Here is a 13114-nt window from a genome sequence, read left to right on the forward strand (position 1 = left end):
ACACGTTGTAATCCGTATAAAAAATAGACATTTCGAGTGGGTATAAAGCCATAGCAGTAGAACACTGTTATGGCTGTCGAAGCAAGACTCAGGCAGGCAGGAACGTTTTCTTCAGAGGCACCAAAAGTTTAGTCTCGATATCAACTTGTTCGTAGTTCTCAATAAGCGCACGGACGAGATCATCAAGCGTCCAGAGCGTTAGTGGTATCGTCGAACGGTCGGCTTCATATCGAGCATCTTTTGTAAAACCACCGGTACTGACATAAAGCCCGCGATCATCTTTATGGCGACCTCCGATAAAGCTGCGGATCTGTTGGCTTCCCATTTGCTCCCTGCGATGTTTTACCTCAACGATAATACGTGGATTTTCAAAACCGAATCCATCAGGTGAAGCAATGATATCTTTACCCCGATCGGCTCCCGCAGGTGACACCTGCGTTTTATAACCCATACTGCGTAAAACTCCGGCAACCAGATTTTGCATCTCGTCCCAGTCAAGAGAGTTGATGCGATCTTTGATACCTTCAAACGCGAGCATTTCCATATCGCGGAGCGGATCAGAAACGACCTCATCTTCATCCATCGCAATTGGATTCTGTGTAATCACATCTACAGTGGGTTTCTTATCCTGCAAAAGCTCTTCTAGAGCATATTCTGGAAGCTGGAAAACCGTCAGCGTAGAGCCCAATGTGTTTTTGGTAGCAACAGACAATCGATCGCGATCGATTTCTTCAGTATTCCATTTTACCTGTCGAGCGATTCCCATCCCCTCTTCCACCCATTCAGGGTGGTACTGGAAATCAGATGTAACTTTACCTAGCAGATAAGTACGGTTGGCTGGCGAATAGGTAATAACCCAATCACCCTTTTGGATTTCGTTCACAAAACGCCAGACCTGCGATGCACCAGAACGCGCAGTTCCCAGCTTTGTTAATGGATCTGCCTCCTGGTATAAGGCGAGTAACTGAGCTCGGGACAGGCCGGGTTTGACTAATGGAGCCAGCTGAGACCAACCGATGCCTACAATTTGCTTATCGCGAAAATCGTCATAGAGCTTGCCGCCGTCACCACGGATCATCCACATTCTGTTGCCCATAGCCGTCCCTTCATGAGGAAAAGAAATTAAGCTGGATCATAAGCTTGTTCGCAGTATGCGTCAAAACCATCAATAACGACGGCCCAGCATTCCCGGATTGTGCTTGCGATAATGTGCCCAGTTAAAATTACAGCTTCAATTTGCATGATATTTCGTCCATATAAGCAAAAGCACCGGCCAGTATCGGCAGGTGCTTTCTGGAATGAGTAAATAAGTAAGGAAAGCTGCAGTGTGAATCAGAAAGGTTATTCCCAATGTTCACTGTGCCGCGCTAATACGATTTCTTTTCAATAAACCAGTTGCCTGCCGCGCCCGCAGAATATCGACTGCCCGCAGATATGGGGACTGTTCCTGCCAGTTGAATCCCCTGCGATCGATACGAACCAGTTCGTACTTTTCTACCAAAAAGTTAACGGCATCGGCCAAAGTTATACCGGCATCGATATGTTCCTGAATTACCGTTTCATCACTGAATGGTGTGTCGTTGAGTGTCAGGCCATAATGTTGTTCCAGCAGGCGTGCAAGCAGCATTTGCCACACTGCCACGGGCGATAGACATAGCGTCGCCGCCTGCGGAGTTGTTGCAGGTAGAGTTTTCATATTTGCTCTTGTGGAGTTAGTTAACGTTGAGTGGGGTAAACGGCGATGTATACATAGCCGCAACTGCCAAGTGTATCGGCTTCGCAGGTGAAACCGTTGTGGTACAGGGTGACGCAGTGGGCATAGCGAGGATTCATTTCACTAGTGGTCAACATCGATTCCATCTGGCTGATAAAACGTGGGAATACTTCATCCAACTTCAAAGATTCTGCGTTACTGAATTCACCGGTAATGCTGACCCGGTCAGCCAGATAGTGCAGTTGGTTTCCCTCCTGTACCAGACGAGCGCCAAAGCAAGGCGTCACATCACGATTCAGCCCCCACTGGAGAAATGAATCGTTCTCTGAGCCAGTAGATTTCATTGAAGTACCCTCATATCCAGCCTCGCTCTGCAAACGACACAATGCCATCTGAACCGACAACCAGATGATCGAGTATGTTCACATCAACTAGTGCCAGGGCTTCTTTAAGCCTACCCGTAATGTTGCGATCGCATTGGCTGGGCTCCGGATCACCGGATGGATGGTTATGCGCCAGCACGACAGCTGCAGCATTGAAGCGAAGCGCTGACTTCACTACCTCTCGAGGATGGACCTGGACATGGTTAATCGAACCGGCAAATAGCGATTCACTCTCCAGTAAACGGTGCTGGTTATCGAGATAGAGCACCATAAACACTTCCCGTTCTTGTCCTGCCAGATGTAACCGAAGCCAGTCACGGGCAGCAGTACTAGAGGTAAAGGATATACCGGGCTGGCGCAGATATTTATCCAGCAGGTTGATGGCACGACGAATGGTGCGTTGGGCATAGGGGGTTAATCCGGAGGTCGCGGAGAGCAAACAACCATGCTGGGCCATAATCGCCAGTGGAAAGAGTTCAGGCTGCGATGACTCCGGGGATAATACAGTATTCATGTCAGGCATTCCTTAGTCTATAAGATGCATAATGGCGCTGCATTCCGGATGGTTTAGCGCGTAGTCGCGTAAGCGATAATAGTGTCCAGTCATAGCGTCACACTCGGTGCGGCAGGCGTGGTGGCTGTAAGCCATCAGGCAGGCTACCATCCCTGCAGCTTCACTGGTAAGCTCTGCGCCATTGCCGTTCATGCTGTTGAACAATGTCCACTTCTCATCGTGCTCTGACTCGGGAGCCATAAAAGCACCGCCGTTGCTGAGCGTCGAAAAGTTCCAGATACCACCGTGGTAATCGGCACACAGCCGATCCATCCAGGCGAAAATGCGAGGTTCAAGGGTTATCCATTGTGGGATGGAGCCAAAGTGCTGCGGCCAGAAGCCGATGCGTAACTCGTCCGGGACCACTGAGGCAGTAATTGCGGTATGCTCCGCGAACTGATGATTTTGTGTATTCATTAAACTATCTCCTTATGCCGGAACGGTTGTTTAACGCCCGAAAAAATCGAGCATGTTTTCTGCCATAACCCACAGGGCGCGATTGAGTTTCACATCGCCAGCGATGCCAGTAACGGCACGGGTGCGGCTGCTTTTCCCCTGAGCGGTTCGCCCTGACAGACCACCTTTCATCAGGTTCTCCTGCACGCGCTGGTAAACGGTCCACAGGTCATCGCTGTAGTCCTCCCGACGACGCGGAGTCAGCAACTGCGATACCGTGACCGGCTGGTGGTCTTCACCAAAGCGATACTTCAGCGCGGCATTCGCCAGGGCGTTACGGGCTGGTTCTGGCAGTGCCAGTGACTGCATTGCATCGCGCTTCTCCTCCACCCGGTCAAACACACCGAGCACTTCGTAAGCCCCTTCAATCACCTTCTCGACGACATTGCCTTTATGCGGTACCCGCACTTCTCCGAATGACTGGCCGCAGACCAGACCGTTGGTACAGACGCCTCGAAATAGCCCCGGCAGCATCTGATAGCTTGAGGAGCCGTCATGACTGTTGAGCAAAATGATTTCCGGAACCTGATGCCCGGTCAGTTGACCGGCACGACGCAGGCGAAGCATGTGTTTGGTGTGTTCCCGCTTGCTCTGGTCGCGAACCTTTGTCTGGCAGGCAAAGAACGGCTCAAAGCCTTCACGCTGCAGGCTTTCGAGGATGGTGATGGTCGGGATGTAGGTGTACCTGTCTGAACGAGATTCATGCTTGTCAGTCCCGAACACGCTGGGCACATGACTCATCAGCTCTTCGTGGGTCAGAGGCCGGTCACGGCGTATCTGGTTTATACGGCCGAAGCGGCTGGCTAATCGCATAGCAAACTCCTTATCTGATAATCAAATAAAAACAAAAAAGGCCATGTTCCCGAAGGAGCATGGCCTGTCGCTATCTGGTGTTGGTGCGTAGCGGGCTGGAGAGGTCTGAAATGTGAATAATTAATCGCTGTAGTGTGTGGTCCGACACTCACTGAGGTCAGACAGCTCTTTTTGCGTATTTTTCAGGCCCGGACTAAAGGAGCCAACTTTGTTATTGTTGACGTAGACATCGAAATTAGACGACTGACCCAGCGCGTCAATAAATGACACCCAGGCGTTGTCGCCATTCCTCCAGCCGAGGGATGAAGGTAACGGATACTGGCTGTTATCCATGACCACCGTTATTTCTGTCCCGTCATCGTGAGAATCCAGCATCGTACCATTGGGCAGGGTTACTAATACGCCATGCTGCAGATTGTTTTGCTCATCCGGATTACCGGTGCAATTGAGGTTAAAAATGACCTTCTCGGGGCTACTGATAATGTATTCTGTCACCCCCATCCCAAAACCACTCGTCCACATATTGGGAATAGCCTGTGCTGTTGATGCAGAAGCCAGTATAGCTGCTGTAAATATTACGTAAGGCAGTCGCATAATGTTGTCCTCAAATCATGTAATAAAGCTTTTGTTGTTCAAACAATAAAGTAATGAATAAACAGTTGGGTTATTTTATTTGTTTGTAGCGAAACGCTTCTTTCCCGGCATAAATCCCGACGAGATCGTCATAACGAGGGTCCTTTTTATTCGGGCGGAACGTTACTTTCATATCCGGACTGCACATATCCTTCATGGTGAGATTGAATTCTTTACCTGGAGTAATCGTATAGCCTGTTGCTACACCGTCTTTACTAGGAGTGATCCACCCCCATATGCCACCCGGACAATCTCTGGAAGGTTTTGAGCGGACAACAATAAACCATCCCCTTGAATCCACTTCCGTCGCTGTACATAGTTTTCTGACCTGTCGGTGGGCATCACACCAGAATATATTCCCACTCTTATTATTCACTGCCGCAGGCAGGAACCCGCTATAAGGACGTGCTGCGTGAGCATTACCTGCGATAAGTAAGGGGAGCAACATGATTGGCAGTAAAGACAACAATTTCAATTTTTTCATTACATTAACCTTACATTTAATTATGGAGACCATCTCTAATCAGTTTGTCCAGATTGCCCCCGACTTTCTGATGGAGAAAATGAATTCAGCGACTGTTGAATAAAACGGAAATGAGGTAAGGCTGAGATAAAATGTTTGTCCTCCGACAGCTGATGGAGAAGCTCACTGCGAATAAATGTTTCCCGGGATGGCCTTACCAGATGAATCTCATCCAGCCGGAAGACACGTAATTGCCTGTTATGCTCAGCGACCAGATACCAGTAACCGTCCAGAGCGATTAGCCGGTAAGGTGCAACGGCCTCATGACGCTCCCCTTCAGTCAGAATGGTGATGCGCTGACATCCCGAAATAGCTCTGACCAGCCTGTAGAAGCAGAGCTTTCCTGACGGGGGATGAGGTCTGTCCTGATGCCATACCAGACAGGGTCGCTCATCACAGTCCAGCAGGCTGCTGACCAGTCGCCGGTCAAAGCCCGGGAAAACCCCGGCCAATCCTGTGCGGTGAGCAAAGGTCAGAATATCTATTTCCTGCCGCGTACTGTGAATATCTGAGCGCAGACTGCACTGCCCCTGGTAATAATCCAGGTCGAGATACATTAGACGTTCCCGAAAGTCACGACGTAACGTGCGCTCTGACACCCCGAATTCAGTTGCCAGTTTGCGAATAAACAGAGTTTCACCGGACACCAGACGGCTGATAATCAACGACAACCTGACGGCAAGCCGGTCATGTCGCCGTTCCTGAAGCGTCATGAAAGATTTCTCCTGAGAAGTTAACTCTCTGAATTAATACTGATTACTTTAAAGGAAGGAGTGGACAGGGTATGGACAACATCGGAACTATTTTTTATGAGCAGTCCAGCCTTGTGGGCGCTCGTCTGACAGATAATGATACTTCGCCTGATTTAATTGATGATAAAACGTAGTGGAAAGGACGTGTCCACAATCAACACATCATTAACAACCAGTTCATCATTCGCAGAGAAAATTGCGATATCAGAAGAATATCCAGACCCAGACGGCCCGTGCGACCGACACCACCGCATCACGCACGCTACGAATCACCGTTTTCAGCGATGCAGGCATGAACGAAGATGATTCTGCTGTATCGAAAACCCGGCCCACAGCTTCACCGAAATCGTTACGGGCTTGCGACTTTACCGGCTCTGTGCATAGCCTCCCGTGCAGTTGTGTCGCTACCGGGCTGGTGGCGCGGTCAGGCAGACATCGCATCATGGCTGCCACCATCTCCTCAATGCCCCAGCCAGTGCGGGCTGACACCACACAGACCGGATGATGCGGTTTAAACATCGCCATAATTGCAGCCTGCTTCGCTTTAAGATTTCCCAGTTGGTGCGGTGAAGGTTTGCTGGTGAGGGTATCCCATTCATAACAGGGTTCGATTTTGTCGGCCTGGTTAATCACAAACTGTACCTTTTGCCTGTAAGGTTGCATCACGCCGTGCCAGAACTGCTCGTCCACGGTCAGTGCCCTATCATCGGCCTTAATGATCCACAGCACCAGATCCAGCTCCGGCAGGATTCGACGGTACAGGGCCCGGTACTCATGATCCCGTCGCCCGCTTTCACCTACACCCGGTAAATCGACAATCACCAGACTGTGACAACCGCTGCACAGCCGGAAGCGCAGTACGTCGCGAGTACAGGCGTTCACGTCACTCACCGGGGACACCTCGCCCCGGAAAAGTTCGTTGCAGAGAGAGGATTTACCAGCACCACTTTTGCCCATGATGCCAATCACCGGCTCGTAGTGAGTCAGGTTCTGGATACGTTCAAGAATAAGCTGGCGAAGCGTGCACGGAAGCGACGCGAGCGGTTGTTCAAAGGCCTGAAGGCCGTCAGGTTTATTCATACAGTAGTCTCAGCGCGAAAAATTAAAAACCCCGCGATCCAGTCAGGAAGGCGGGGGGTTCACAGAGATGATATCTATCTGAAATTATTTTGAATTTTAGATTAATACGTAAAGGACTTTGTGTAGTCTAGGGCTGAAAGATGTCCGCTTCGTGCCAAAAGCGGAAGTTGCTTACATCGTTCTATGTGGATTTACTTGAAGAAAGCGGAAACTTAATATTGGAATTTTAATAAGAATATCATATAGTTATTCTTGGAAGTATTGAGAGATTAGGTTAAGTAACAATGAGAATAGGCATTCCTACTAAGAGTGATTTTTTTACAATGGCTGAGCATATAGTAAATGAAGCTTGGGAAAAAATTGCTCATTTAGCTTATGATTTTAGAGAACTCGACATATGGAATAGTTGCTATAAAGAATCCGAATATTTCTCAGATTCAGATGTAAGAAAAATACCTAACACCATCTTTACTCTGATAGGGCTACTATCCATTAGTAAAATAGAAAATCAGTTTATGATTTTGAATGTTAACACCTAAAATGATGAATTAAAGTTTTGCACCTTTCATTAAAAAAGGAAAAGAAAATGTTCATTAAGTCTTTGTCTGTTAGTAAATTCAAAAAAATTGACACAGCAGAAATCACCCTTAGTGATATAAATGTATTAGTAGGAGCAAATGGCTCAGGTAAGAGCAGTATTCTGCAAGCTATACATTTTTCAGTATGCGCAGCTATTGCAGCTCGGCAACAAAGTCAACAAACATTCTCCACTGAACTTTTAATGTATAATATCACCCCGGACTTCACTGTTTTAAAGAACGGCGAACCTTATAAAAACTCGAGGTCGCCTGGCAATCAAAGTGTGTTGAGTCTTTTGGGATATGATGAACTTGCTGATCGACAATTAGAATACAATATAATTATATCTAAGGGACGAAATCATGGAAATATGTCATGTGAAAGGACCGGTGATTATACCGGATTCGGTTCAGTAATCACCGATGAAAAAAATCTCTTTAGTATATATGTCCCTGGTCTGGCTGGTATATCACAGAAGGAAGAATTAAAATCACCAGCAATAGTTAGAAGAGGAGTGGCAAGTGGTGATGCAAATTTATACTTAAGAAATGTAATATATTATCTAAACAAAGACAACCGCTTGGTAAATCTCAATAGTATGCTGCAAGTTGTATTTCCAGATATAGAAATCGAAGTGGATTTCAAAGAGGATAAGGATACTTATCTAACCGTTAATTTTAAAGAAAATGTAAGTGGAAAAACTTACCCTATCGAGTTGGCGGGAACTGGATTACTCCAAACATTACAGATATTTGCATATATAGTATATTTTAAACCTAAATTATTACTCTTGGATGAACCGGATTCTCATCTTCATCCGGATAATCAATATATTCTCACTGACTCATTAAATTTAATATCAGAAAGTAACAAATCAGAAACTCAAGTTATACTTTCCACTCATAGCAAACATATAATTGATTCATTGTATGGTGAGGCGAATTTTATTTGGATGAAAGATGGTAATGTTCAGAGTCAAGGTATGAACTTGGACAAAATATCAATGTTCTTAGATTTAGGAGCTTTAAATGACTTGGATAGAGTAACTGAGGGGGTTGTGGAGAATATATTCCTCACTGAGGATAGAGATAAAAAATATTTCAAGGCCCTTTTGCAGCATAATGGTTTTGATATGGAGAGAACTGCAGTCTATAGCTACAAAACATGCACAAATGTACAAGGGGCAATTGTATCTGCTGACCTTCTTAAGGAAATGTCCCCTAATTGCAAGGTTATAATTCATCGTGACCGCGATTTTATGACTGATGGTGAAGTAGAGATAGTAAAAGCAGAAATTCAAAGAGGCGGCGCCATTCCATTCATTACTGAAGGTAGTGATATTGAGAGTTATTTTACTAGAATAGAGCATTTATCTCATATTACAGGCTCTTCTGTGCAAGATATACAAACATGGATTTCTGATATAGCCACACAAAATCATGTTGTCATCCAGTCTGATTTTCAATCCAAAAGAGATGTGATTAAATATAATTTATATAAGGGGAGGTTGGAAGAATGTCCTCGACACCTAACATTATTTGGAAACCAAATTCCGACATCAGTTGATAACATTAAAGGAAAATATTTATTAAAGAAAATACGCGGAGGAATGCAAGAGAAATTGGGGAGGCAGTATGATTTAACTCAAATGAGCCCCCACCTGCTCATTAACGAATTAAGCTCAATTATAGAGACCGATTAGCAGACCTACTGTTCTGGTAGAATTTCTGTTAAAAGGGGGCAATCCCTTGAATAGCCCCCTTCAAATATAAGTAAAAACACAATAATGTTGATAATGTCTTCAATAGCAACAAGACGTCGTTATCAATGAAAATTGCATTTAAGGACCGCTTTTCGCTCACAGCTGACCTTCAACTCAGTTAGCTTATACGCTTCGAGCCAGAAGCAGACACTCTAGTAAGCATGCAACCGCTCCAACTTCCATACCTCGCCATATTAATCCTTCACAATGAGAAATCAGACGAAGAAACCACTGGGATCACAATGCTATTTAGCAGATCGCCGATAAGATTTTGCCGCCTGCCAGGCATGTTTCATCTTCTCAATAAACTCCAACTTCTCTTCAGGTTGGACGTTCCACACATCTATAGCCGCAATAATCATGTCATAACGCATAGACGTATTATAAGGGCGAAGATAGCCCGCTATTCGTCCTTTTCCTTTGAGATAGTCCCAGAGATATACTAACTGAGTTTCATCATCTCGTGACATCCAGTCAAAATCTGTCAGAAAAAAATCATATTGCTCAAGCCAACGCTCATGCAGTTTTCTGAAATAAGAGATCTTATCTCCAAGTGAGCATGGAGCTTCATCAATATACCTCATCACACCATTGATGAGTTCACGCTCAGTTACCGGAGTGGGGTTGTACAGATCGGTACTTGCTCCCGCGTTCAGATAAAATCGGGAGAAAACACGTTTCGGTTTTTTCGAAGCAGTAGCCTGTGGATTTGTTATCAGGTCCCAATCAATATCGTCCAGGTCGAAATTAAATTTAGAGAAATCAAGCTCTGTGAGGATATTATCGTTCATTAAAAGAGAATTAAAACCACCTGAACAACCGACGTCATTCCCCAATCCACCAAGTGTCAACCCTGCAGATTTTACTGGGTATTCGAAAATATAATGGTGAGCAAACCACGATGCTCTTGGTGAACCTTTGAAACAATCAAAATAATCTTTATCAATCAGTTGCAGGTCGGCCCATTCTTTAAGTGTTTTCCGCGCAGCTTTGATTCTGTCCTGATCGCCAAGAAAATGTCGTTCAAGTATCTGAGAGATCAAACGTCGAAAATCATCCGGCGTATCATAAGTACTGCACAGTAACGAGTGATCTGTATTGAAAAAACTATCCAGCGCTTTTAGGTACATTATCTCGCTGCGGATCATATCGTAATGCAACATCGTCTCTTCCCTCTGCTTCTGACTCCCAAAAACAGATTAGCATGAGTACCTTTTTGTGTGGTGGAGTCTAGTCACAGACCTGAAGAATGACTGATTTTTAACTGATATCCTGCTGATTTTATTGTGATAATGCTCTGACTTATTACTGCGTTATTCCTGTGGTTTTTACTCTACGAATCTTCTCTGTTCACCTCATTAGAATCGTTCAACAGCAGATATGAACATTTGGGTTTTTAGTATAATTAAGGGGCACTTCCTGTTTCTATACCACCCTGTTCACAACGCCTTCCCCCAATCATTAACCCTGTCTGTCATCCCCTGGATACACAGTTCCCTGTATCTGCCATATCTCCGCTTCTCTTAAAAATTACATCTCATCCCAATCCTTTGTACTCCACCTGACAAAGGATAAATCAATGCACACACCTTACCCTTTCAATTCCAGATACACGATGAACTGGTTTCTACTGTCTCTACTCAATGACCACCTGAATCAGCTACTGAACCGATACTCCCGAATACAGGCACTCAGACTCGACCTGTTCTATCAGAAAGGTACAGAGCGTTATAAACGTCATTCATGGTATGAAACCGAGCGAGAGGTACGCATGCTGGTTGAACGCACCATGCAGCACACAAATCTGGCTGGGTATTTCTGGGTACTAGAGAATTCTGTAGACCACGGCTGCCATGCCCATATCGTGTTCTATCTCGACAGGCACCTTAACCAGGCTACCTACCCAATAGCTGAGAGAGTAGGAACAATATGGTGGGAAATAACGCGACGAGAAGGCTATTACAACCGCTGCGAATACAAACCCTCTTATGAAGTCAGTATTGATAGACCGGTGAACTACGATGATACCGAAGCCATTGATAACCTGCGCTACATTATCAGCTATCTCGCCAAAGAAGAGCAAAAGCACGGTCACTATCACTACGGAGCCAGTGAGGTACCGCCCCCCAGTGGACTGGGGCGTCCTCGCACGTTGTAACTTACGTTCTGCACTTTTTTACGTATCAATCCATTGATGTGGAAGGGCTGGTAGTAACGAGCAATCAACCACCAGCTCAGAATAATCCCACAATGGAAGACAGCATTATGACAGAACAAATTTCTTTGCTTGATGACCAACTGGTGGATATGCGGTTCCTCACGAAGCTAACGGGACTTACGGATAAATGGTTCTATAAGCTGATTAAAGATGGTGACTTCCCCAAACCAGTCAAACTGGGGCGCAGTTCTCGCTGGTTAAAGAGCGAAGTAGAAAACTGGCTTCAGGAACGCATTAACCAGTCCCGTAAATAACACCACTGTGACCTAACCCCCGGCAAAAAAATAACTATCCGACTCGTTCGGAGGTTTTCTGCTGTCTGTCATTAAAGCCAGAAGGAATATGAACAATGAAAGATTACAAACCACGTTACGAAGAACTTTATAAATATTATCAGGTCTGGTTGACTGATTTTACGAAGCTGACGGTCAGATCGGGTATGTGTCACCAGAATATCTACCACCATCATACCCTGACGGTTGGCAGCCTTAAGTTTCCGGGAGAGGAAGAGGTTATTGCTATTGTCCCCCAGTGCCTGCACCGGATTATTTATGGCAGAGCAGCAGCCCCACTGACTGTTAATGATGACCTGAGTGTCAGTTTATTTACCCAGGAGCATCTGCTGGCTCACCATCCAATGCTGGAGGGGGTTTTGCTGTCTGAGTGCGTGCGTTTAAAACAACGCCCTCTGGCAAATAAGCTCATCAGTCTGTTCCGCCAGTTCGGCGGTAGCGAGCTGCGTCTGAAGCTGGTCTGGCTGTGCTGGTACGATTTGATGCTGGGTAATTGCCTTGATGACTGGACCGACAACCTCAGGTTCAAAAAAGACAAGGAGATGGATATCTGGATCAATGACCGGCAGGCTGAAAACCCTGCGCTGACCAGTCTGATGGACGAGTATGTCTGCTTTGCATGGCGGACGACAGCGGAGCCACTGAATCAGGCTTCATCCATAGTCATGCAAGGGATTTGAGGGTTATTGGGGAGTGAAAATTAAATTAGGTTAATTAATATAATTAATAGGCACTCCCTTTTTACAACCATCCTCTTAATCCATGCGGTTCCCCTAGCCATGGCTCTTCCTGAAGGCCAGGTGCATTCCATTGACTGGCCCTCGCCAGCACTAAAGAAATTCATCCTATGCAAAACAAACAACGATGGGAGCCAGACTGGTTTCGACAGTTACTTCTGAACAACCATATCGACAAACTGATAGAGCGCTATTCCTGCCTGCTGGCACTCCGAACAGATCTGTTTTACCAGGATCATACCGCTAAGTTTTTCCTGCGGGATCATCGGCAACTCGAATGAGATATCCGAAAGCTGATGAACCGTATGATGCAACTCGAAACGGTGGTCGGTTTCTTCTGGGTTATCGAATGGACAGAAGACCACCACTACCATGCTCATGTCGTGTTCTGGCTGGATGGTAGTAAAACTCAGAATACCTATCCCTGGGCACAGCAAGCCGGTTTGTACTGGTGTATATGACCAAAACCCAGCAGAAATATGGGCTGTTACTGTTCGGTTGCAATGAGGTCCCCGAACGACCTTCAAGCAGACGGCCACGTAAGAATGTCTTCTAAGTAAGGCAATTTTTTACGCCAGCATCTCATCGTGTGAGAACCACACTACTCCCCCCCTCATA

Annotated in this window: 15 protein-coding genes and 1 pseudogene; 5 read left to right on the forward strand and 11 right to left on the reverse strand. The window is 45.9% G+C overall.

Annotated elements, in window-relative coordinates:
* Positions 1-88: 88 nt before the first annotated feature.
* The 10 genes from ACSIPU_RS11160 to ACSIPU_RS11205 form a co-directional block, all read right to left on the reverse strand.
* Positions 89-1096, reverse strand: a complete 1008-nt coding sequence (locus tag ACSIPU_RS11160) for a restriction endonuclease (protein ID WP_049017154.1) — start codon at positions 1094-1096, stop codon at positions 89-91.
* 258 nt (positions 1097-1354) lie between these two features.
* Positions 1355-1696, reverse strand: a complete 342-nt coding sequence (locus tag ACSIPU_RS11165; protein WP_032728834.1) for a TA system toxin CbtA family protein — start codon at positions 1694-1696, stop codon at positions 1355-1357.
* Between the two features lie 20 nt (positions 1697-1716).
* Positions 1717-2058: a type IV toxin-antitoxin system YeeU family antitoxin gene (locus tag ACSIPU_RS11170; protein ID WP_243069284.1), complete on the reverse strand. Its 342-nt coding sequence runs from the start codon at positions 2056-2058 to the stop codon at positions 1717-1719.
* Between the two features lie 10 nt (positions 2059-2068).
* A complete protein-coding gene (gene radC, locus ACSIPU_RS11175; RefSeq protein WP_190286931.1) occupies positions 2069-2611 on the reverse strand; it encodes a RadC family protein in 543 nt (180 codons plus the stop codon).
* Positions 2612-2623: 12 nt separating this feature from the next.
* The gene (locus ACSIPU_RS11180; RefSeq protein ID WP_047667661.1) at positions 2624-3067 is read right to left on the reverse strand and encodes an antirestriction protein; all 444 of its coding nucleotides are present in this window, start codon (positions 3065-3067) and stop codon (positions 2624-2626) included.
* A gap of 30 nt (positions 3068-3097) precedes the next feature.
* Positions 3098-3919 (reverse strand): DUF932 domain-containing protein, encoded by an 822-nt coding sequence (locus ACSIPU_RS11185; RefSeq protein WP_265768289.1) that lies wholly within the window; start codon positions 3917-3919, stop codon positions 3098-3100.
* Positions 3920-4039: 120 nt separating this feature from the next.
* On the reverse strand, positions 4040-4513 hold the full coding sequence (locus tag ACSIPU_RS11190; protein WP_435322001.1) for a hypothetical protein: 474 nt from the start codon (positions 4511-4513) through the stop codon (positions 4040-4042).
* A 70-nt stretch (positions 4514-4583) separates the two neighbouring features.
* Positions 4584-5036: a hypothetical protein gene (locus ACSIPU_RS11195; RefSeq protein WP_265768286.1), complete on the reverse strand. Its 453-nt coding sequence runs from the start codon at positions 5034-5036 to the stop codon at positions 4584-4586.
* Positions 5037-5071: 35 nt separating this feature from the next.
* Positions 5072-5788, reverse strand: a complete 717-nt coding sequence (locus ACSIPU_RS11200) for a helix-turn-helix transcriptional regulator (protein ID WP_265768284.1) — start codon at positions 5786-5788, stop codon at positions 5072-5074.
* Between the two features lie 243 nt (positions 5789-6031).
* Positions 6032-6907 (reverse strand): GTPase family protein, encoded by an 876-nt coding sequence (locus tag ACSIPU_RS11205; RefSeq protein WP_265768282.1) that lies wholly within the window; start codon positions 6905-6907, stop codon positions 6032-6034.
* 586 nt (positions 6908-7493) lie between these two features.
* Between ACSIPU_RS11205 and ACSIPU_RS11210 the strand changes: the two genes are divergently transcribed.
* Positions 7494-9188 (forward strand): AAA family ATPase, encoded by a 1695-nt coding sequence (locus ACSIPU_RS11210; RefSeq protein ID WP_435322003.1) that lies wholly within the window; start codon positions 7494-7496, stop codon positions 9186-9188.
* 305 nt (positions 9189-9493) lie between these two features.
* Here the strand turns inward: ACSIPU_RS11210 and ACSIPU_RS11215 are convergent, their stop codons facing one another.
* Complete coding sequence (locus tag ACSIPU_RS11215; RefSeq protein WP_048291789.1) at positions 9494-10411, reverse strand: hypothetical protein; 918 nt, start codon at positions 10409-10411, stop codon at positions 9494-9496.
* Positions 10412-10827: 416 nt separating this feature from the next.
* On the opposite strand from ACSIPU_RS11215, the gene ACSIPU_RS11220 reads away from it, so the two are divergent.
* From ACSIPU_RS11220 to ACSIPU_RS11235, 4 genes and pseudogenes are all read left to right on the forward strand, one after another.
* Complete coding sequence (locus ACSIPU_RS11220) at positions 10828-11406, forward strand: YagK/YfjJ domain-containing protein (protein ID WP_435322005.1); 579 nt, start codon at positions 10828-10830, stop codon at positions 11404-11406.
* Between the two features lie 107 nt (positions 11407-11513).
* Complete coding sequence (locus ACSIPU_RS11225) at positions 11514-11720, forward strand: helix-turn-helix transcriptional regulator (RefSeq protein WP_071996437.1); 207 nt, start codon at positions 11514-11516, stop codon at positions 11718-11720.
* Between the two features lie 95 nt (positions 11721-11815).
* Positions 11816-12439: a hypothetical protein gene (locus ACSIPU_RS11230; RefSeq protein ID WP_058771415.1), complete on the forward strand. Its 624-nt coding sequence runs from the start codon at positions 11816-11818 to the stop codon at positions 12437-12439.
* 167 nt (positions 12440-12606) lie between these two features.
* A pseudogene (locus ACSIPU_RS11235) lies at positions 12607-13052 on the forward strand (rolling circle replication-associated protein).
* The last annotated feature ends 62 nt before the right edge of the window (positions 13053-13114 follow it).

Source organism: Klebsiella sp. HN106, from assembly GCF_051209435.1.
Classification (GTDB): domain Bacteria; phylum Pseudomonadota; class Gammaproteobacteria; order Enterobacterales; family Enterobacteriaceae; genus Klebsiella; species Klebsiella oxytoca.

Excerpts from the sequence above, each read along its gene's own strand:
- ACSIPU_RS11160 (WP_049017154.1), bottom strand. The coding sequence starts at position 1,096 with ATGGGCAACAGAATGTGGATGATCCGTGGTGACGGCGGCAAGCTCTAT.
- ACSIPU_RS11165 (WP_032728834.1), bottom strand. The coding sequence starts at position 1,696 with ATGAAAACTCTACCTGCAACAACTCCGCAGGCGGCGACGCTATGTCTA.
- ACSIPU_RS11170 (WP_243069284.1), bottom strand. The coding sequence starts at position 2,058 with ATGAAATCTACTGGCTCAGAGAACGATTCATTTCTCCAGTGGGGGCTG.
- radC (WP_190286931.1), bottom strand. The coding sequence starts at position 2,611 with ATGAATACTGTATTATCCCCGGAGTCATCGCAGCCTGAACTCTTTCCA.
- ACSIPU_RS11180 (WP_047667661.1), bottom strand. The coding sequence starts at position 3,067 with ATGAATACACAAAATCATCAGTTCGCGGAGCATACCGCAATTACTGCC.
- ACSIPU_RS11185 (WP_265768289.1), bottom strand. The coding sequence starts at position 3,919 with ATGCGATTAGCCAGCCGCTTCGGCCGTATAAACCAGATACGCCGTGAC.
- ACSIPU_RS11190 (WP_435322001.1), bottom strand. The coding sequence starts at position 4,513 with ATGCGACTGCCTTACGTAATATTTACAGCAGCTATACTGGCTTCTGCA.
- ACSIPU_RS11195 (WP_265768286.1), bottom strand. The coding sequence starts at position 5,036 with ATGAAAAAATTGAAATTGTTGTCTTTACTGCCAATCATGTTGCTCCCC.
- ACSIPU_RS11200 (WP_265768284.1), bottom strand. The coding sequence starts at position 5,788 with ATGACGCTTCAGGAACGGCGACATGACCGGCTTGCCGTCAGGTTGTCG.
- ACSIPU_RS11205 (WP_265768282.1), bottom strand. The coding sequence starts at position 6,907 with ATGAATAAACCTGACGGCCTTCAGGCCTTTGAACAACCGCTCGCGTCG.
- ACSIPU_RS11210 (WP_435322003.1), top strand. The coding sequence starts at position 7,494 with ATGTTCATTAAGTCTTTGTCTGTTAGTAAATTCAAAAAAATTGACACA.
- ACSIPU_RS11215 (WP_048291789.1), bottom strand. The coding sequence starts at position 10,411 with ATGTTGCATTACGATATGATCCGCAGCGAGATAATGTACCTAAAAGCG.
- ACSIPU_RS11220 (WP_435322005.1), top strand. The coding sequence starts at position 10,828 with ATGCACACACCTTACCCTTTCAATTCCAGATACACGATGAACTGGTTT.
- ACSIPU_RS11225 (WP_071996437.1), top strand. The coding sequence starts at position 11,514 with ATGACAGAACAAATTTCTTTGCTTGATGACCAACTGGTGGATATGCGG.
- ACSIPU_RS11230 (WP_058771415.1), top strand. The coding sequence starts at position 11,816 with ATGAAAGATTACAAACCACGTTACGAAGAACTTTATAAATATTATCAG.